The organism is Ruegeria sp. CF3, assembly GCF_056537365.1.
Genome location: NZ_JBQFRK010000001.1, coordinates 339911 through 359356, shown reverse-complemented (window position 1 = coordinate 359356; position 19446 = coordinate 339911). Strand labels below are relative to the sequence as shown.

The 19446-nt window shown below is 55.3% G+C and carries 19 protein-coding genes and 3 tRNA genes; 7 read left to right on the top strand and 15 right to left on the bottom strand.

Annotated elements, in window-relative coordinates:
* Positions 1-24: 24 nt before the first annotated feature.
* From uvrA to ACR0KC_RS01780, 4 genes are all read right to left on the bottom strand, one after another.
* Entirely contained in the window at positions 25-2883 is a 2859-nt protein-coding gene (uvrA, locus tag ACR0KC_RS01795) for an excinuclease ABC subunit UvrA (protein ID WP_480771410.1), read from the bottom strand.
* Positions 2884-2988: 105 nt separating this feature from the next.
* On the bottom strand, positions 2989-3555 hold the full coding sequence (locus ACR0KC_RS01790; RefSeq protein WP_170393203.1) for a methyltransferase domain-containing protein: 567 nt from the start codon (positions 3553-3555) through the stop codon (positions 2989-2991).
* A 103-nt stretch (positions 3556-3658) separates the two neighbouring features.
* Positions 3659-3735: transfer RNA gene (locus ACR0KC_RS01785), tRNA-Asp, on the bottom strand.
* A 52-nt stretch (positions 3736-3787) separates the two neighbouring features.
* Positions 3788-3864 (bottom strand) — tRNA-Asp (locus ACR0KC_RS01780).
* A 213-nt stretch (positions 3865-4077) separates the two neighbouring features.
* Here ACR0KC_RS01780 and ACR0KC_RS01775 point away from each other — a divergent pair.
* A tRNA-Val gene (locus tag ACR0KC_RS01775) sits at positions 4078-4152 on the top strand.
* Positions 4153-4227: 75 nt separating this feature from the next.
* Here ACR0KC_RS01775 and ACR0KC_RS01770 read toward each other — a convergent pair.
* Positions 4228-4455 (bottom strand): hypothetical protein, encoded by a 228-nt coding sequence (locus tag ACR0KC_RS01770; protein ID WP_170393204.1) that lies wholly within the window; start codon positions 4453-4455, stop codon positions 4228-4230.
* A 248-nt stretch (positions 4456-4703) separates the two neighbouring features.
* Here ACR0KC_RS01770 and ACR0KC_RS01765 point away from each other — a divergent pair, with 248 nt between their 5' ends.
* Complete coding sequence (locus tag ACR0KC_RS01765; protein WP_480704709.1) at positions 4704-6290, top strand: APC family permease; 1587 nt, start codon at positions 4704-4706, stop codon at positions 6288-6290.
* A 51-nt stretch (positions 6291-6341) separates the two neighbouring features.
* On the opposite strand, the gene lon is transcribed toward ACR0KC_RS01765, so the two are convergent.
* The 4 genes from lon to ACR0KC_RS01745 form a co-directional block, all read right to left on the bottom strand.
* The gene (lon, locus tag ACR0KC_RS01760) at positions 6342-8750 is read right to left on the bottom strand and encodes an endopeptidase La (RefSeq protein WP_170393206.1); all 2409 of its coding nucleotides are present in this window, start codon (positions 8748-8750) and stop codon (positions 6342-6344) included.
* A 233-nt stretch (positions 8751-8983) separates the two neighbouring features.
* Positions 8984-9394 (bottom strand): DUF6636 domain-containing protein, encoded by a 411-nt coding sequence (locus ACR0KC_RS01755; RefSeq protein ID WP_170393207.1) that lies wholly within the window; start codon positions 9392-9394, stop codon positions 8984-8986.
* Positions 9395-9486: 92 nt separating this feature from the next.
* On the bottom strand, positions 9487-10617 hold the full coding sequence (gene tgt, locus ACR0KC_RS01750) for a tRNA guanosine(34) transglycosylase Tgt (protein WP_480771683.1): 1131 nt from the start codon (positions 10615-10617) through the stop codon (positions 9487-9489).
* 63 nt (positions 10618-10680) lie between these two features.
* On the bottom strand, positions 10681-11592 hold the full coding sequence (locus tag ACR0KC_RS01745) for a nucleoside hydrolase (RefSeq protein ID WP_480704707.1): 912 nt from the start codon (positions 11590-11592) through the stop codon (positions 10681-10683).
* Positions 11593-11767: 175 nt separating this feature from the next.
* Between ACR0KC_RS01745 and ACR0KC_RS01740 the strand changes: the two genes are divergently transcribed.
* The 3 genes from ACR0KC_RS01740 to ACR0KC_RS01730 all read left to right on the top strand — a co-directional run bounded on the left by ACR0KC_RS01740 (position 11768) and on the right by ACR0KC_RS01730 (position 13394).
* On the top strand, positions 11768-12658 hold the full coding sequence (locus tag ACR0KC_RS01740; RefSeq protein ID WP_170393209.1) for an SPFH domain-containing protein: 891 nt from the start codon (positions 11768-11770) through the stop codon (positions 12656-12658).
* On the top strand, positions 12658-12936 hold the full coding sequence (locus ACR0KC_RS01735) for an NfeD family protein (RefSeq protein ID WP_170405488.1): 279 nt from the start codon (positions 12658-12660) through the stop codon (positions 12934-12936). Before ACR0KC_RS01740 ends, ACR0KC_RS01735 begins: the two co-directional genes overlap by 1 nt.
* Positions 12937-13031: 95 nt before the next feature.
* The gene (locus tag ACR0KC_RS01730; protein ID WP_170393211.1) at positions 13032-13394 is read left to right on the top strand and encodes an SUF system Fe-S cluster assembly protein; all 363 of its coding nucleotides are present in this window, start codon (positions 13032-13034) and stop codon (positions 13392-13394) included.
* 304 nt (positions 13395-13698) lie between these two features.
* Here ACR0KC_RS01730 and ACR0KC_RS01725 read toward each other — a convergent pair whose 3' ends face one another.
* Complete coding sequence (locus ACR0KC_RS01725) at positions 13699-14022, bottom strand: hypothetical protein (protein ID WP_170393212.1); 324 nt, start codon at positions 14020-14022, stop codon at positions 13699-13701.
* Positions 14023-14186: 164 nt separating this feature from the next.
* On the opposite strand from ACR0KC_RS01725, the gene ACR0KC_RS01720 reads away from it, so the two are divergent.
* Positions 14187-14552, top strand: coding sequence for a HesB/IscA family protein (locus ACR0KC_RS01720; RefSeq protein ID WP_170465407.1), 366 nt, complete (start codon positions 14187-14189; stop codon positions 14550-14552).
* Here the strand turns inward: ACR0KC_RS01720 and ACR0KC_RS01715 are convergent.
* Positions 14549-15463, bottom strand: coding sequence for an isopenicillin N synthase family dioxygenase (locus ACR0KC_RS01715; protein WP_480704704.1), 915 nt, complete (start codon positions 15461-15463; stop codon positions 14549-14551). The two genes, ACR0KC_RS01720 and ACR0KC_RS01715, sit on opposite strands and share 4 nt — an antisense overlap.
* A 120-nt stretch (positions 15464-15583) precedes the next feature.
* On the opposite strand from ACR0KC_RS01715, the gene tpiA reads away from it, so the two are divergent.
* A complete protein-coding gene (gene tpiA, locus ACR0KC_RS01710) occupies positions 15584-16333 on the top strand; it encodes a triose-phosphate isomerase (RefSeq protein WP_170465411.1) in 750 nt (249 codons plus the stop codon).
* A gap of 9 nt (positions 16334-16342) precedes the next feature.
* On the opposite strand, the gene ACR0KC_RS01705 is transcribed toward tpiA, so the two are convergent.
* The 4 genes from ACR0KC_RS01705 to ACR0KC_RS01690 form a co-directional block, all read right to left on the bottom strand.
* Positions 16343-16789, bottom strand: coding sequence for a nucleoside deaminase (locus ACR0KC_RS01705; RefSeq protein ID WP_170645982.1), 447 nt, complete (start codon positions 16787-16789; stop codon positions 16343-16345).
* A 65-nt stretch (positions 16790-16854) separates the two neighbouring features.
* On the bottom strand, positions 16855-17166 hold the full coding sequence (locus ACR0KC_RS01700; protein ID WP_170562909.1) for a DMT family transporter: 312 nt from the start codon (positions 17164-17166) through the stop codon (positions 16855-16857).
* A 157-nt stretch (positions 17167-17323) separates the two neighbouring features.
* Positions 17324-18700, bottom strand: a complete 1377-nt coding sequence (locus tag ACR0KC_RS01695) for a TRAP transporter large permease (RefSeq protein ID WP_480771408.1) — start codon at positions 18698-18700, stop codon at positions 17324-17326.
* Positions 18700-19377 (bottom strand): TRAP transporter small permease, encoded by a 678-nt coding sequence (locus ACR0KC_RS01690; protein WP_170393219.1) that lies wholly within the window; start codon positions 19375-19377, stop codon positions 18700-18702. Before ACR0KC_RS01690 ends, ACR0KC_RS01695 begins: the two co-directional genes overlap by 1 nt.
* Positions 19378-19446 lie beyond the last annotated feature (69 nt).

Below are 19446 nucleotides of genomic sequence, written 5' to 3'. Positions count from 1 at the left end.
GCATTTTCTTCTCTCGCTCTGTTCCTATTCGGCAGCTACGGCTTGCCCATCCAGCATTGGCTTCAGATAACGCCCAGTGTGGCTACGCTCACATTCAGCGACGTCTTCGGGCGTACCCTCAGCCACAATCTGACCTCCGCCATCGCCACCTTCCGGGCCAATGTCGATTATCCAGTCGGCGGTTTTTACGACATCGAGATTATGTTCGATAACAACAACAGTATTTCCTTGGTCGACCAGTTCATGCAGGACTTCCAACAGCTTACGCACGTCCTCGAAATGCAGACCCGTTGTGGGTTCGTCCAGAATATACAGCGTTCGACCCGTTGATCGCTTGCTCAGTTCTTTAGAGAGCTTTACACGCTGCGCCTCACCACCGGAGAGCGTGGTCGCCTGTTGACCAACTTTGATGTAGCCGAGCCCAACGCGAGCCAAGGCATCCATCTTGTCGCGGATCGATGGCACCGCTTTAAAGAATTCCTGCGCATCTTCCACTGTCATATCAAGTACATCCGCGATGGACTTACCCTTGAACTTGATCTCAAGCGTCTCACGGTTGTATCGCGCGCCTTTGCAGGTTTCGCAGGTGACATAAACATCAGGCAGAAAGTGCATCTCGATCTTGATGACGCCATCACCCTGACACGCTTCGCACCGGCCGCCTTTGACGTTAAAGCTGAACCGCCCGGGCTTGTATCCACGCGCTTTGGCTTCTGGCAACCCGGCAAACCAGTCTCGGATCGGGGTGAAAGCCCCGGTGTAAGTCGCTGGATTTGAACGTGGAGTCCGGCCAATGGGTCGCTGGTCTATGTCGATCACCTTGTCCAGATGCTCAAGCCCTTTGATCGTTTCACAGGGCGCCGGTGTCTGGCGAGCGCCGTTCAACCGCATCGAGGCGGTTTTGAACAAAGTCTCAATCGTCAGCGTTGATTTTCCACCGCCAGACACACCGGTCACACAAACAAATTTTCCGAGCGGAAATTCGGCCGTCACGTTCTTGAGGTTGTTTCCCGTCGCCTTAACAACGGTCACTTTCTGCTTCTTACCCTTTCGCCGCTCAACCGGCACCGGGATCTCGCGTGTCCCCGAAAGATATTGGCCGGTGATCGAGGCCGCATCGCCGGCGATATGCTCGGGCGTACCGTGGCTGACCACCTGTCCGCCATGCACTCCTGCACCGGGACCGATATCAAACACATAATCCGCCTCGCGAATGGCCTCTTCGTCATGTTCAACGACGATGACCGTGTTGCCCTGATCACGCAAATTCTTAAGCGTTCCCAGCAGACGATCATTGTCGCGTTGGTGCAGACCAATCGATGGCTCGTCGAGCACATACAATACCCCGGTCAGGCCCGAGCCGATCTGGCTTGCCAGACGGATACGCTGACTTTCACCTCCGGACAGGGTACCACTTGAACGAGACATCGTAAGATACTCTAATCCAACATTATTCAAAAAACCCAACCGCTCGCGAATTTCCTTGAGAATTGCGCGCGCGATCTCGTTCTTTTGTGCGCTCAGATGATTTGGGGCATCCTCGACCCAGGCCAACGCCTCGCGGATCGACATTTCGACGACCTGTCCAACGTGCAAACCCGCAATTTTGACGGCCAGCGCCTCAGCACGCAGACGGTAGCCTTTGCATGTGCCGCAGGGTCGGTTGTTTTGATAGCGCTCGAATTCTTCGCGAATCCAGGCGCTGTCAGTCTCGCGATAGCGGCGCTCCATGTTGGGGATGACGCCTTCAAAGCTTCGGGTAACCTGATAGACGCGGCCACCTTCATCATAACGGAACTGGATCTCTTCATCACCAGACCCGCGCAGAAACACCTGCTGGACTTTCTTGGGCAAGTCCTTCCAGGGAGTGTTCTTGTCAAACTCGTAATGTCGCGCGATAGCTTCGATCGTTTGCAGAAAATAGGGTGATTTACCCTTCCGCCAGGGCGCAAGCGCCCCGTCATAGAGTTTCAATGTCTGGTCCGGCACGACCAGACGTTCATCAAAGAACAGTTCGACCCCAAGCCCGTCGCAATCGGGGCAAGCCCCAAAGGGCGCGTTGAATGAGAACAGGCGCGGCTCGATCTCGGGGATGGTGAACCCACTGACCGGGCAGGCAAAATTCTCACTGAATGTGATGCGTTCCGGGTCGCCCTCCTTCGGTGCGGTTTCGAGGATTGCGATCCCGTCCGCCAGATCCAGTGCGGTCCTTAGGCTGTCGGCCAGGCGTGTTTCCATGCCCTCTCGTACCACCAGACGATCGACAACGACGTCGATATCGTGGCGGAACTTCTTGTCCAGCGTCGGCGGCTCATCCAATTCATAGAACTCACCATCTACCTTGACGCGTTGAAAACCCTGCTTGCGCAGCTCAAGGAACTCTTTCCGATATTCACCCTTCCGATCACGAACGATGGGGGCCAGCAGATAGCCGCGCGTGCCCTCCTCCATCGTCATGATCCGGTCGACCATGTCCTGCACCTGCTGTGCCTCAATCGGCAATCCTGTGGCCGGGCTGAAAGGCGTACCAGCACGGGCAAAGAGCAAGCGCAGATAGTCGTAGATCTCGGTTACGGTGCCCACGGTCGAACGCGGGTTTTTTGAGGTCGTCTTCTGCTCGATCGAAATCGCGGGGCTTAGTCCGCTAATGTGATCCACATCGGGCTTCTCCATCATATCGAGGAACTGGCGCGCATAGGCCGACAGGCTTTCGACATAGCGGCGCTGCCCTTCGGCATAGATCGTATCAAATGCCAAAGAAGACTTACCCGAGCCCGACAGGCCAGTGATCACCACCAGCTGATCCCGTGGGATGTCGACATCAATGCTCTTGAGGTTATGCTCGCGCGCACCGCGCACCTCGATATTCTTCAGCTCAGCCATTCAGGCCCCCAACAACCAACGTCACTCAGAGATAGGCGAGAGCGGCTGAGTCTCCAACCAAAAAATTAGAACAAAGTAAGAACAGGCGATTTTTCGACACTCGGCTTAAGCACTGGTTTTCTTAGCCAGAGCCCATGCGCAGATTGGAAAATCGGGATCGTTCTCCAAATTGTCTGTCTCAGGGTCATAAACAGGAGGCCATTCAAGTTCGAGATTGCGCAAAGCGGCATGCCGATTGCCCCACTGTTCGGCCCGGATGAGATCCGGGTCGAACCCACACTCAGTGAGCAGGTTTTTCAATCCGCGCGCAGACCAGCGCGAACAGTCATGCGGAGCAGCGTGAAACGGAATGAAGAACGGGACGGCCAGCCAGAAATACCCTCCGGGCCTTAGCATCTCTAGCACGTTCAGCGTGGCTTCAACCGGGCGATCCAAGTGCTCCCACACCTGATTGGCCAAAACCAGATCGACCTTTCGCACCTGCTGTTGTTTGTTCAGAACGGGTCCGGTGCAGATATCATGTTGCTTATGCCAAATCTGTTCATAGCTGCAAAATCCAAATTGCTTACCCCACGAACCAGAAATCTCAATGACATCAAGTGTTTCCGGCTTCAGGCCGCGGACCCACTGCCGGCTGCGCCGTGCCATGATAACTCGATTTAGACTGGTCACTGCTTGCCCCTGATGTTTTGCAGGCAATAAATCATAAGATCAGTAAGATGTCGGCACAAAAAAACGCCCACAAGGGCGTATGACTTTCTAAATCGAAGGAAAATGGCGCGGTTGACGGGGCTCGAACCCGCGACCCCCGGCGTGACAGGCCGGTACTCTAACCAACTGAGCTACAACCGCGCATTTAGGGTCTATGTGCGATCCGTTTGCCCGGATCAAAGGCTGGCAGCGATGGCGCGGTTGACGGGGCTCGAACCCGCGACCCCCGGCGTGACAGGCCGGTACTCTAACCAACTGAGCTACAACCGCCCACTGCCCGTTCATCTCTGAACGTTGGGGTGTATTATGGCTACACCCCGGCATCGTCAAGCGGCGTTTTCAAGTTTTTTGCTCGAACCTGATTTTTTCCGATCTATACGACTTGGCGGGCAATGTGTGAAAACCGGATTTCGTCTGACGCGCTGCAATTTGAACGCTTTGAACTTGCGGCGAAACACAAGCCGCTGTATCAAACGCCGCTATGGGTGATTAGCTCAGTGGTAGAGCGCTTCGTTCACATCGAAGATGTCAGGAGTTCAAATCTCTTATCACCCACCATATTATTCAAATGCTTATGCGGCATAGTTGAAGCGTTTTGGAGCCATTTGGTTCAACGCTGCGAGCACAATGCTGTCATCCTCCGACATACACGCCGGATTTAGGACGATAAAAAACCTTTTGGTCATGCAGACGCCCCAGAAGGTCGTGTGCCTTGCGCACAAAGTCTTCACGGGTTTCCCTTTCTTCTACCCTCTCGTCAACAGGGCCATTCGATCTGGAAGCTATGGCATGACGCATGGCCTCTTCGATTATATCCATATCTTCGACCGAAAGCTCGAACATATCATTGTACAGAGGCATCCTGGGTTCTCCTACCTTGGCACAGACGACCAGCGTGCCTCATGTTCCGAGTCGATTCCACTTCAAATACCTATTGCCGGCGATCGCGTTTCGAAGAACACGCCCAGCAGGATTTAGAAGATGAATCGGTCAGACCTCGTTTTCGCGATTTTTCTGCATGATATGTGGTGCTTGCCATGTTTCCCGTGGCCTGCTTATCCTGATGTCATAGCCACCAATAAGGCACCCCTCTTTGGGCGAGAAATAACATGGCGAAACTGAAGCGGGAAATTGGCCTGGTCGGCCTGACCTTCATTTCGGTTGGAGGAATCATTGGGTCAGGCTGGCTTTTCGGCCCCCTGCTCGCCGTGCAACACGCAGGCCCCGCCGCGGTTCTTTCTTGGATTATTGGCGCCGTTGCGATGTTCATACTGGCAATAACCTTCGCCGAGATTTCAGCGATGTTACCTATCCCAGGCGGAATCGCACGCGTCCCTCAGTTCTCACACGGCAACATCGTGTCGATGGCGATGGGATGGACGGCCTGGATTGGCTACAACACCACCGCTCCGATCGAAGTTGAAGCCATGCTTAAATACCTCGCACCCTACGCGTCATGGCTCCACGCCGCAGATACCGGCGAACTGACCGGCGCTGGTGTTTCGGTCGCCTTGCTGTTCATGTTGCTGTTCGTCGCTGTGAACGCACTAGGCGTGAAATTTTTTGCACAGGTAAATGCAACGCTGACCTGGGCCAAGATTGCCATTCCGATAGTTTTGTCCGTGTTGTTGATCGCGACCCGCTTTGACGTGCAGAATTTCTCCGCACCCGACGGATTCGCCCCCTACGGCCTGAAAGGCATCATGGCCGCAGTATCAACCGGTGGAGTGATCTTTTCCTTTATAGGTTTCCGACATGTTGTTGATATGGCGGGAGAAGTTCGAAACCCAAAATTCGACATCCCGGCTGCTCTGGTTCTGTCCATTGTATTATGTGCCCTGATCTACCTTGGATTACAGGTGGCCTTTATCGGCGCGCTTGATCCCACAATGATCCGCGATGGCTGGGCGAGTCTCAGCTTCGGTGGGCAAGGTCCGTTGGATGGCGTCATCATGTCCGTCGGGATATTGTGGTTCCTCAGCTTGCTGAACGTCGGGTCGGTCATCGGCCCGTTTGGCAATGGGTTGGTTGCAACTGGATCGAACGCCCGTATCGCTCTGGCCCTGTCGCAAAACGGGTTCCTGCCGAAACGTTTGCAGATCTTGTCATCGTTCGGAGTACCGCTTTGGGCCTTGGCTCTCAACTTTCTGATTGGCACTCTGTTTTTACTGACGGTCCCGTTCGCAACCGTAATCGCCCTGAACGGGGCCGCCATTGTGCTTTCATTCGCGGTCGGCCCAATCGCCGTGGTGTGCTTACGCGATCTGATGCCTGACCGCCCGCGCTCAATCCGTATTCCCGCCGTCAAACTTGTCGGGCTCACGGCCTTCGCGATCTCAACCCTGATCGTCTACTGGAGCGGATGGGACACGGTCTGGAGGCTGGGAATTGCACTGCTCATCGGCATGGCGCTGCTGCTGATCCGCTTTCACAATCGGCTCGATGAAATGGACGCGACCGAGGCGCTTTGGCTGATGCCCTATTTCTGTGGTTTGGGGCTGATCTCCTACATGGGTCAGTTTGGAGAAGGCGCGCAAAAGCAGATCCCGTTTGGTTGGGACATTGTGCTGTGTGCGGCATTTTCGGCGGTGATTTTTGCGCTCGCCGTACGCTCGGCGCTGTCAGACAAAAAATTCCAAGCTTACATCGAAAACGAAGAGGTGCTGGACCCGACCAAACCTGTCATTGGACTTTGAACAAAAAAAGGCGGGGAATGACCCCGCCTTTCTAATTAATCTGTTTCAGGCTTAGTGGGCTGTTGCCGACGGTCCTGCCCCTTCGGCCGCCTTGGCGGCAGCGGCAGCGGCCTCTTCAGCGGCCTCATCCCACTCAATTGACTCGGGCTTACGTATCAACGCTTGCTCCAGTACTTCCGAGACGTGTTTGACCGCGATGATCTCCAGCCCTTCTTTCACGTTGTCGGGAATATCTGCCAGATCCTTTTCATTCTCTTCGGGAATGAGGACAGTCTTGATCCCGCCACGCAGGGCAGCCAGCAGTTTTTCTTTCAGCCCGCCAATCGGCATCGCGTTGCCGCGCAGCGAAACCTCGCCTGTCATGGCGATGTCCTTGCGCACAGGAATACCGGTCAGGACCGAAACAATCGAGGTCACCATAGCCAAGCCCGCAGACGGACCATCCTTTGGCGTCGCACCATCGGGCACGTGCACGTGGATATCGATTTTGTCGAACTGCGGCGGTTTAACCCCGATCTGAGGCGAAATTGATCGGACGTAAGACGACGCCGCGTCGATCGATTCCTTCATCACATCGCCCAGCTTACCAGTGGTCTTCATCCGCCCTTTGCCGGGCAGTTTCAGAGCCTCGATATGCAGCAGATCACCACCGACCGAAGTCCAGGCCAAGCCAGTGACTACACCAACCTGATCGTCCTGTTCAGCCAAGCCATAACGGAACTTGGGCACTCCAAGAAAATCATCCAGATTGTCGGGCGTCACCTTTACGGTCTCCGCCTCTTTCTTGATGATCTTGGTCAACGATTTCCGCGCCACTTTGGCGATTTCGCGTTCGAGGTTCCGCACACCCGCCTCGCGGGTATAGGTGCGGATGATCGATTGCAGCGCCTCATCGGTCAGCTCAAACTCCTTGGCTTTCAGACCATGGTTTTTGACCTGTTTGTCGATCAGGTGTTGCTTGGCGATCTCGCTCTTTTCCTCTTCGGTGTAACCGGCCAGCGGGATGATCTCCATCCGGTCTAGCAGAGGCCCAGGCATGTTGTAGCTGTTAGACGTGGTCAGGAACATCACGTTGGACAGGTCATATTCGACCTCAAGATAATGATCCATGAACGTGTTGTTCTGTTCCGGGTCCAACACCTCCAGCATCGCCGAGGCTGGATCGCCACGGAAATCCTGCCCCATCTTGTCGATTTCATCGAGCAGGATGAGAGGGTTTGTGGTTTTCGCCTTCTTCAGCGCCTGAATGATCTTGCCGGGCATCGACCCGATATAAGTCCGACGGTGGCCACGAATCTCAGATTCGTCGCGCACACCACCCAGCGAGATGCGAATGAATTCGCGCCCCGTGGCTTTTGCGACCGATTTACCCAGCGAGGTTTTACCCACACCCGGAGGGCCAACAAGGCACAGGATCGGGCCTTTCAGCTTTTTCGAGCGCTGCTGAACCGCCAGATATTCGACGATCCGCTCTTTGACTTTCTCAAGTCCATAATGATCGGCGTCCAGAATGTCCTGCGCGCGACCCAGATCCTTTTTGACGCGGGATTTGGTGCCCCACGGCAGTGACAAGATCCAGTCCAGATAGTTGCGCACAACGGTCGCTTCAGCCGACATGGGCGACATGTTCTTGAGCTTTTTCAGCTCACCCTCGGCCTTTTCGCGCGCCTCTTTCGACAGCTTGGTCTCGTTGATCTTGGCTTCCAGTTCGGCAACTTCGTTGCTGCCGTCCTCACCATCGCCAAGCTCCTTCTGAATGGCTTTCATCTGCTCATTCAGATAGTACTCGCGCTGCGTCTTCTCCATCTGGGATTTGACGCGGGTCTTGATCTTTTTCTCGACCTGCAGAACCGACATTTCGCCCTGCATCAGACCATAGACTTTCTCAAGCCGCTCGCTCACCGAGAGCGTCTCAAGCAGTTCCTGTTTCTGTTCAACCTCGATGCCCAGATGACCTGACACAAGGTCGGCCAACTTTGCAGGCTCGGTGGTTTCACCAACAGCAGCCAGCGCTTCTTCGGGGATGTTCTTGCGCACTTTTGCATAGCGCTCAAACTCGTCCGCGACGGTGCGCAACAGCGCTTCGGTCGTGGTGACATCGCCCGGAATCTCGGTCAGATACTCGGCGCGCGCTTCGAAAAACTGATCGTTTTCAAGGAATTCTGTGATCTGCACCCGCGCCTGCCCCTCGACAAGCACCTTCACGGTGCCATCGGGCAGTTTCAGCAGTTGCAGCACGTTGGCCAGAACGCCCGAGCGGTAGATACCGTCGATTTCCGGATCATCCTCACCAGGATCAATCTGGCTGGACAACAGAATTTGCTTGTCATCCTGCATCACCTCTTCCAGGGCACGGACCGATTTGTCACGGCCCACGAACAGCGGCACGATCATATGTGGGAAGACCACGATATCGCGCAGCGGCAGGACGGGGTATGAGGAATTCAGAGGCTCTTGCATGCTCTATCCTTATCATTGGCAAGACGGCGCTGGTCCCTGATTCAGGCAACCTTTGGCCATCTCCTGTCTTGGACGATAAAGGTGGGGCACCTGTTCCCCCATTTCAACCTCATCGTCATTTGTCGTGATGCAGCATGACCCGATGATTTGGGGACTTCAAGGCATCCGACAGACATATCCACCGATTTTAGCGAACCCAGCTTTAAAACGGGCAACAAATCATCCAGCGTGGATCAGAACACCCTCTGCTTAGCTCGCGACAAAAAGAAGCCATGACCGACTTCGTTTCTACATTCCAAGCCCTTTTTCGAGGAATGGCAGACGAACCCGCCAAACTCTCCGGTTACGCCGTAGTCTGCACGGTCAAATCCGTCCCGGTTATGGCTGACTGGTTGGCACAGCATGCGGACGGCGCCCGTATTGGTCATGAAAAAATCATGTCCCCAGTCCGACTGACAATCCGCCGGGCGCGGGAACGCAGGCGCACCACTCCGCTCAATTATGGTGCAAGACAGGTCCGAAACACTCGCCCCCTGCCCGACGACACACTGAATATTCTCGGACGGGGTTTCGAAGGTCCAGACATCCGCAAGAGATGTCGATGCGCAAAGAACGATTGCGAGAGAAACAATAAAGCGAGGCATTGAATCCTCCTGAACAAAACAAATGAAAATGGTAAATAATGCGCGAACAGTATAGCAAAAAATACCGCGTTTGTCACCGCAATGGCCACAATCTACAGCGGTTCAATATCGCCTTGCTCCCGAAGCGCGTGGAATTGCGATTGCCAATCTGCGAATGTGCCCTGTGAAATCGCGTCCCGCATTCCCTGCATGATTTCCTGAAAGTAATGCAGATTGTGCCAAGTCAGCAGCATGCCCGAGATCATCTCATTCGAGCGGAACACGTGATGCAAGTAGGCGCGAGAATAACTTGAACACGCGGGGCATGTGCAGTTCTCATCCAGCGGGCGCGGGTCGTCAGCATGGCGGGCGTTCTTGATATTGACCACACCGTAACGCGTGAACACCTGCCCGGTGCGACCCGACCGCGAAGGTAGAACGCAATCCATCATATCTATCCCGCGTGCAACGGCACCTACGATATCATCAGGCTTGCCTACGCCCATCAGATAACGCGGTTTATCCTGGGGCAAGAAGTCAGGCGCATAGTCAAGGCAGCTGAACATGGCCTCCTGCCCCTCACCCACGGCAAGGCCGCCGACGGCGTAGCCTTCAAAACCGACCTGCTTAAGCGCCTCGGCACTTTCTTCCCGCAGATCCTGTTCCAGCCCGCCCTGCATGATCCCAAACAGGGCATGTCCGGGGCGGTCTCCAAACGCTTCACGCGACCGCGCAGCCCACCGCATCGAAAGGCGCATGGACTCGGCGATACGGTCGCGATCGGCGGGCAGCGCAGGGCATTCATCAAAGCACATGACGATGTCCGAGCCCAAAAGCCGCTGGATTTCCATCGACCGTTCCGGCGTCAATTCGTGCTTCGAGCCATCGACGTGAGATTTAAAGGTCACGCCCTTCTCGGTCAGTTTGCGCAGACCGGCCAGCGACATCACCTGAAATCCGCCAGAATCCGTCAGGATGGGCCGGTCCCATTTCATGAACTTGTGCAGGCCTCCCAAACGATCGATACGCTCGGCCGTTGGGCGCAGCATCAGATGATAGGTGTTGCCCAACAGAATATCGGCACCCGTGGCACGCACACTTTCCGGCATCATCGCCTTGACGGTCGCGGCTGTGCCCACAGGCATGAACGCCGGCGTTCGCACCTCACCGCGCGGCGTGTTGATCACGCCTGTGCGGGCCTTGCCATCGGTGGCTTTCAGGTCGAAAGAAAATCGCTGGGTCATGGTAACGCCTTGGATCGCTGAACCGGGCAGGCTTTGCCCGATCTGCAAGGGCATTGCAACCCGTCAGGGCAACGAGGCTACACGGTCCGTAAACAGGCGCACCACCCCTGCCCCATCGACATCCCGGCACACTCGCACTGGTGGCCGTGCAGGGTCAGGACGAGTCGCACCGATCTCAGCCCCGTCCAACGCCACCTGCACACCCGTTTCGACCATTTCGAACATCGGTTCATGGGTGCAGGCGATAACGGCAGTCGAGTCATGCAGTCCGCACCCTTCAAGCCCACCGATCTCTTTGTAGAACTTTAAATAGAAGCGCGAGATATCACGCAGAAAACCACCCATGTCAGGGGAACGTTCAGCGAGCGCCTCAAAATCAGCGGTCTCGTAGAGCGTTTTCAGAGTCACATCCAATCCCACCAGAATCGTAGGCGGCGGCGCGGCAAAGACTTCGTCTGCAGCTTTGGCATCGTGATAGATATTCGCCTCGGCATGTTCGGTGATGTTGCCCGGGCAGAATACAGCACCACCCATGATAACGAGCTTGCCAAGATTGTCCGCAAACTCGGGGTCCAATCGCATGGCATCAGCGATATTGGTCAATGGCCCAACCGCACATACAACCAGTTCACCGCGATGGGTGCGCGCCATGTCGACCAGAAACTCGGCGGCAGACAGGGCGTGGTTTTCGCCTATCTCATCAATCTTGGTCAGGTCACCAAAACCTTCGGGGCCATGCACATGTTCCGAAGGTGAATGCGTGGTCTCTCCCAAAGCGAATGGCGCGCCTTGGGCCACGGGAATGCCCAGCCCTAGTTTGTCCACCAGAAACCGCGCATTGCGGCTGGATTGATGCACATGGGTGTTGCCGAACACGGTGGTCAGGCCGATCAGGTCAATTTCGGAGGCAGCGGCGGCATAGGCAATGGCCATTGCGTCGTCGATGCCGGGGTCCGTATCTATTATCAGTTTCATCCTCGTCCGATAACGCAAACACCAGTGGGATGCAAAGCTGCCACAAAAGGGAATTTCTGGCCGGTATGAACGCTTTCACAGATTTGCATTCCAGCCTGTACAATCCATACCAGAGTTGAAATTGAGCGATTCAATCCCAATATGTATACCATAGTACACAATAAATGAGGACAGTATGATAGAAGACCAGATTATCGGACTGATTACTTCAAACATTATCTACCTGCTGGCAGCGGCGCTTATTGCCATTGTCATCTTCAAGGGCATCAAGATCGTGCCTCAATCCGAGAAATACGTTGTTGAACGGTTTGGCCGCCTGCATTCGGTGCTTGGGCCCGGGATCAATTTTATCGTTCCTTTTCTAGATGTTGCCCGCCACAAGATATCTATCCTTGAGCGTCAGTTGCCAAACGCAACGCAAGACGCAATTACCAAGGACAATGTTCTGGTGCAGATCGATACCTCGGTGTTCTACCGCATTCTCGAGCCGGAAAAGACGGTCTATCGCATCCGCGATGTCGACGGTGCGATTGCAACGACCGTAGCCGGTATCGTCCGCGCCGAGATCGGCAAGATGGACCTGGATGAAGTGCAATCGAACCGGGCGCAACTAATTGAACGTATTCAGGAAAGTGTCGAAACCGCCGTTGACGATTGGGGGATCGAAGTAACCCGCGCCGAGATTCTGGACGTGAACCTCGATCAGGCCACTCGTGACGCGATGTTGCAGCAATTGAACGCCGAACGTGCCCGCCGCGCACAGGTGACCGAGGCCGAGGGCCAAAAGCGTGCCGTTGAGCTGCAGGCAGATGCCGAACTTTATGCGGCAGAGCAGACCGCCAAGGCCCGCCGAATCTCGGCTGAGGCCGAAGCTTATGCGACTCAGGTCGTGGCAAAGGCCATTCAAGACAACGGGCTGGAAGCGGCACAGTATCAGGTTGCGTTGAAACAGGTGGAATCGCTGAACGCCCTAGGCAACGGCACCGGCTCGCAGACCATCGTTGTGCCTGCAAACGCCCTTGAAGCCTTCGGCAATGCCTTCAACATGCTTAAAGGAGGAAAATGATGGCCGATCCATTCTGGCTGACGTGGTGGATTTGGTTGGCCGGAGCGCTTGCTCTGGGCATCCTTGAGGTCGCGCTGCCCGGCTTCATTTTCCTGGGTTTTGCCATCGGTGCAGCCATTACCGGAGTGGTTTTGCTGATCCCTGGCCTCACGCCATCCCTGCCTGTTCTGCTGTTGATATTTGCCGTTCTGTCACTGGTCGCATGGCTGGTTCTGCGCCGTATGTTTGCCTTGCCGCACGGCCAAGTCAAAACCTTCAAGCACGACATCAACGACTGATCTGTCGTGGCGCCCAAATCAGGCGCCACGGCACCTCTGGACGCTGCCCGGCACTTTCCCTATATAATTTCTCAGGTAACAGACCCGAGGCATCAATGACCCACCCCAGTGAACAGTTCGAAGGCAGCCCCCTAATCGCTCCCTCGACCATCGATCACCCGCTCTACGAACCCGTGGTCGAAGCTTGCCGGACGGTGTTTGACCCAGAAATACCGGTCAATATCTACGATCTCGGTCTGATCTATACGATCGACATCACCGGAGAAAACGCGGTCAAGGTGATCATGACCCTCACTGCGCCAGGTTGTCCTGTCGCAGGCGAAATGCCCGGTTGGATCGTGGAAGCAATCGAACCCGTTGCAGGCGTCAAAGAGGTCGACGTCGAACTGACTTGGGAGCCACCTTGGGGCATGGAAATGATGTCAGATGAAGCCCGGCTTGAGCTGGGTTTCATGTAACTCTCGATTTACTCACAAAAAACATGGCGATGTTACAAAACGGTGTACTGCGTGTTACTTAACCGTTTTCATGTTGTCACAATGCTGGGTCACAAGGTCCTCAGGTACTGACCCAGTGATTAAGCATTCGTTTTTCGATCTGCTGGACGTGCTGGCGCAGGATGTCGAGTCGCGGGCGTCTTATCCGATTGCCCCGCTAAATTGACATACTTCGTGAATTGCATGGGCCTCTGACCATAGCCATCCCCCATTCAATTGGCCCATTCCGGGCCGCTCTTGCCCGAGAGCGGCCCTTTTTGTTTGATTATTCTATGTTACAGGTCGATTTGATTTCAGCAGCGCGCGCGTCCAGCTCTTTTATATAGTCGCCTGACAGCATCTTCAGGTGCTTGCTCTCGGTTCCTGTGACGAGACCCAGCAAGGCACCGGCAGGGAGGATCGAGAACACGCTTTCAGCCTGCTGGTCCTCGGCATGTTTCTTTTCAGCTGCGATTGCGCGCAGATCACCGGGTGCGGTAGCACAGTTGACCGGGTGCCGTTTTGTGTCATCTATCGCAAGTGCCGCAGACGCGGACGCCAGCAACATAGATGTGAAAATGGCTGCTCCTGCCCAGTTCTGCGCTCTCATCGATCCAAACCTCTCTGGAATGCCTGTCCTTTACTTCAGGTACGCTAAAGCTTTGCGCACCATCGTGACAACCCTGCGCGGAGTGTGTATTTGAACAGGCTCTCTCTTGAGCCCGGCGCGTGTCGGCCTTAGATTAGAGATAACGCGCGATAACGGAGCCCACCATGTTTGGCATTCCCGGCAAACAAGCCGTGACCATGACACCTAAAGCTGCTGAACAGATTGTTCGGCTTATGAAATCCGGCGGTCACACCGGATTGCGCATCGGCGTCAAGAAAGGCGGCTGTGCGGGGATGGAATACACCATGGACTACGTCGATGATGCCGACCCGAACGACGAAGTGGTCGAGCAGGATGGCGCGCGTGTAATGATCGCCCCCATGGCACAGATGTTCCTGTTCGGAACCGAGATCGACTACGAGGTTTCACTGCTTGAGGCCGGGTTCAAGTTCCGAAACCCGAATGTAGTCGATGCATGCGGATGCGGAGAATCGATTAAGTTCGACGAAACCTTGGCTGAACAACGCTAACTCGCAGCTTTTAGGTGGACGTAGGTCTCGTTAAATCGCCGCGTCAGGTGCTCTCCGGCGCGGATCGTGGCGTATGAACCCGGCGGCGCAACATTTGTGTCGTAAGAAGGATTAAAGAACAACGGAACCGAGATCCTCTCGTTCACGCTGCCTTTGACTCTATGCTCGGTCGCTTTGACTTCTCCTGCCGTCCAAAACTCCAGCATCTCCCCGAAATTGATTATGAATTGTCCCGGCGTGGCGTTTACAGCTTGCCAATCGCCATCAGGCATACGAACTTCCAGACCCGGTGTGCCGTCCGTGGCCAGCAAAGTCAGGCAGCCATAATCCGTATGCGCGCCGATACCAAAGTCCTTTTCTCCCGCCCAATCAGGGCGTTGCGGATAGAAGTTACCGCGCAGCAGCGCCATTGGTGTATCAAAGGCGGCATCAAAACTGTTTGCATCCCTACCGATGGCAATCGCAATCGCGCGCAAAACGCGAATGGCAACTGAGCAGGCGTCTGAATAGTAACTCTGGATCGTTCTCCGAAAGGCGTCGGCCCCGTCTGGCCAGAGATTTGGGGCATACACACTTAATCCCCGCCCCGCATAGGGATCATCGGCTGGCAGTTCAAAACCGCTATCAAAGACTTCTTTGAAATCCGGGTTCGCCCTGAGATCCACCTGTTCGGAACGCGGCGCACCCCAACCGCGGTTGGCACCCGTAGCTGCCATATCGACGCTCTGCTTGATCTCATCGGGTTGACGAAAAAAATCGCGATACGCGTCGATCACCTGCTTCACACGGGCGGCATCAAGGCCGGAATTGAAGATCGTTAGAAATCCGATCTGGCGAACAGCACGTCTCAGCTTTTCCATCTCAGCTGGATCACGCAGATCCAATTTGGCGAGATCGAGATCGTCTATCATGCCATCCTCCGCAACAACGCGCGCAATGTGTCCTGACAAGTAGCGCTATGCAACCGGAATTGTCAGCCCCGCCTGCGGGTGATATCCGAGGATTCAAAGCAGAAAACCGGAGGGATCGCGATGCGGCGTAAGTTGGCGGCAGGCAACTGGAAAATGAATGGAACTGGCGTTGCGCTGAGCGAGTTGGAAGCGTTGAAAGCCTCGCACCCATCTTCTGCGGTAGAAATCCTGATATGCCCACCAGCCACTTTGCTTCATCGCGCGGCAAATACGGTTGAAGGTTCGGGCATTACTGTTGGTGGCCAAGACTGCCACGCGGCGCTCTCGGGTGCGCATACCGGGGATCTGAGTGCCGAGATGCTGTTGGATGCAGGGGCGAGCGCAGTGATCCTTGGCCATTCCGAGCGCCGTGAAGATCATGCTGAGCAGAACGAAGACATTCGTGCCAAAGCCCGCACCGCCATGGATGCAGGCCTGAAGACGATCATCTGCGTCGGTGAAAGCCTTGAGCAGCGCGAAGCAGCAAATACTCTGGATATCATCGGTGGACAGATGTCGGGTTCGATCCCGGATCAAGCGACAGGCGAGAACCTGATTGTCGCATATGAGCCGATCTGGGCCATCGGCACCGGCAAGGTTCCAACTTTGGAAGAGATCGGAGAAGTGCACGATTTCATACGCGCACGTCTGGAACGCCGATTTGGCGAAGGTGTCGGCCGGTCAGTCCGCCTGCTGTATGGCGGATCGGTCAAACCCGGTAATGCTGCCGAGATTTTTGGCGTTTCAAATGTTGACGGAGCGTTGGTGGGTGGCGCCAGTCTGAAAGCAAATGATTTCTCGGGCATCATTCAGGCGCTTGAAAGCGCCTGATCGCCAACCTCATTCGGCAATATCTTCGGCCCAAAGCGCGGGCTTCTCTTCGATAAAACGCTTCATCAATGCAATGCAGTCCGGGTCATTTGCGATGATGACCTCGACACCACGATCGCGCAGGAAGTCCTCATTGCCGCCAAAATTCACGGTGTCTCCGATCACAACGCGCGGAATACCGAACTGTACGATCGTGCCAGAACACATCATGCAAGGCGACAGCGAGGTATAGAGCACAGTATCGCGATAGGTCTTCTGCCGCCCTGCCTTGCGCAGCGCATCCATTTCCCCATGGGCGATCGGGTCGCCCAGTTGGACACGCTGATTACGCCCTTGTGCGACGACCTCACCAACCCGCGCAAGCACTGAACCGATTGGGCAGCCTCCTTCGTCAAATCCAGCTTTCGCCTCATCATAGGCAACGCGCAGCAAGCGTGCATCGGTGTCGGTCAGCATAAGCAGGTGTCCTTTGTTCGGAGTTGTTTCGCAAAGCTGCCCGACACCACAACGGCGGTCAACGCTTAGGCCAGTTTCATGATGACCAAACCCGTCACGATTAGAACCGCAGCGCCGATCCGCATGGGCGTCAGCGCTTCACCCAGGAACAGGATGCCAATAGTGAACGCCCCTACTGCGCCGATCCCGGTCCAGATCGTATAGGCGGTACCAAGCGGCAGATCCCGCATGGCCATTGCAAGCAGGCCAAATGACCCGATCATCGCAACACCCATGATCGCCGTCGGCCACAGCCGCGTGAAACCAGCGGTCTGCTTCATCGCGACGGCCCAGACGATTTCGAGCAGGCCAGCAAACAACAGTAATATCCAGGGCATAAGAACACCTCACTTTCCGAGATCGGGTCGTCCCGAATAATCGTCCATGATGGTGAGGTCGTCCTCTGACCCTCAGATATGCGTTTGGGCATCAGTTTCAAGACAAAAAAAACCGGGCGGATTACACCGCCCGGTTCATATGCTCGGTTTAACCGATCTAGTTGGTTATGATCTCAGGCCCCATGAATGTGTTGGGCAGGAATGTCGAAATCCACGGGATATACGTAACCATGATGAGGAAGACGAACAGCACGGCCAAGAACGGCAACGCTGCCTTCACAACACTCATCATCGGCATACCTGCCACGCCCGAGGTTACGAACAGGTTCAACCCGACCGGAGGCGTGATCATCCCGATCTCCATGTTCACCACCATGATAATGCCCAGATGGATCGGATCGATACCCAACTCGATGGCAATCGGGAAGACCAGCGGGGCCACAATGACCAGCAGACCTGAGGGCTCCATGAACTGGCCACCGATCAGCAGGATCACGTTGACCACAATCAGGAAAGTCACTGGCCCCAGACCCGCCGATAGCATGGCGCTTGCGATATGCTGGGGCACCTGCTCATCCGTCAGCACATGTTTCAGGATCAGCGCGTTGGCGATCACGAACAGCAGCGTGACAGTCAGTTTGCCCGCCTCGAAAAGTGTATGCTTGGTGTCGGGGTGCACAAAGGCCGTGATCAACGCATAGGGTTTCTTGAGCAGCGAGATGTTCTGCGCATCCCCTTCGGTGCTGAGCGGACCCATATCCTTGTAGACAAAACTTGCGATCAGGAACGCATAGACGGCAGCAACAGCCGCGGCCTCGGTCGGGGTAAAGATACCTCCGTAGATACCGCCGAGGATGATGACGATCAGGAACAGACCCCAACCGGCCTCGCGCGCCGAGGTGAAAACTTCGCCCCAACCTTTCCAATCGCCTTTGGGAAGGTTCTTGACCTTGGCCATGACGTAAATGGTGATCATCAGCATCAGACCAGCCATCAAACCCGGAATAACGCCCGCAAGGAACATCCGCCCGACCGAAACCTCCACGGCTGCCGCATAGACCACCATCACGATTGATGGCGGAATCAGAATGCCCAGTGTCCCTGCGTTACAGATCACACCGGCGGCGAATTCCTTGGAATAGCCCACCTGACGCATGCCAGCGATGACGATCGACCCGATTGCCACAACTGTCGCCGGAGACGAACCCGACAAGGCCGCAAACAACATACACGCGAAGACGCCAGCAATTGCCAGACCTCCGGGCAAGTGCCCCACACAAGCGATCGAGAACCGGATGATCCGCCGCGCCACTCCACCTGTGGTCATGAAAGATGACGCGAGAATGAAAAACGGGATAGCCAAGAGGGTGAAATGTCCCTCAAACGCCTCGAACAGCGTGCCAGCGACCGAAGCCAATGAGCTGTCGGAATAGATCAGCAGGAATAGGGTCGAGCTGAGACCAAGTGCCACCGAGATCGGAACTCCGATCAACAATAGGCCAATGACCATCGAGAAAAGTAGTACGACGTCCATCAGTCATGCTCCCCCTGCTGGGCGCGGACTTCTTCGATCTCGTCCTCAACCTCGTGGCTAGCTACAAGGCGATCAGTTTCACCGCGCCAAATCTGTACTGCGACCTGTGCAAAACGGATCACCAGCAGCAACATCGAAAGAGGCAGAACGAAATACGGAACGACCTTGGGCAGTTTCTCGTAATATTCGCCATAGTTGATCATATCTTCCAGAAACCGCAGCGGCGCGACCATCGGGATATCATCAACTTCATAGAAGCTCTGGCTGCGCGCACTCATGTCAAAGCCGGTCGGAAACCAGCGACCCGAGGTGGGCGGCAGATCGGCAAACACTGCCCAGTAGTCATACGAACCCTTGAGCAGGAGCAGAGAAAACACCAGACAGCAAGCCACGGCTATCAACGCCAAAACCCGGCGTGGCGCGGGGGCCAGCATGTTCAGGATCGCATCAACACCCAGATGTGCATGCTTTTTCACTGCATAAGACGCACCCAGCAGCACCAACCAACCGAAGGTGAATACTGTCAGTTCCAGCGCCCAAAGAATGTTAGAATTGAATACAAACCGCGCGATCACATTGGCGAAGGTGACAATTGTCATCAGACCCAACAAGCACGCAATCATGGTTTCTTCGATATGGTCGACCAGCCCGCCTTGGCCGGGTTTCGCACCAGACATCTCTCTGTCCCCGCATTTTTTTGATGAGAGTGGTGGGAGTGTGGCGGGCCATTAAGGCCCGCCCAGCCT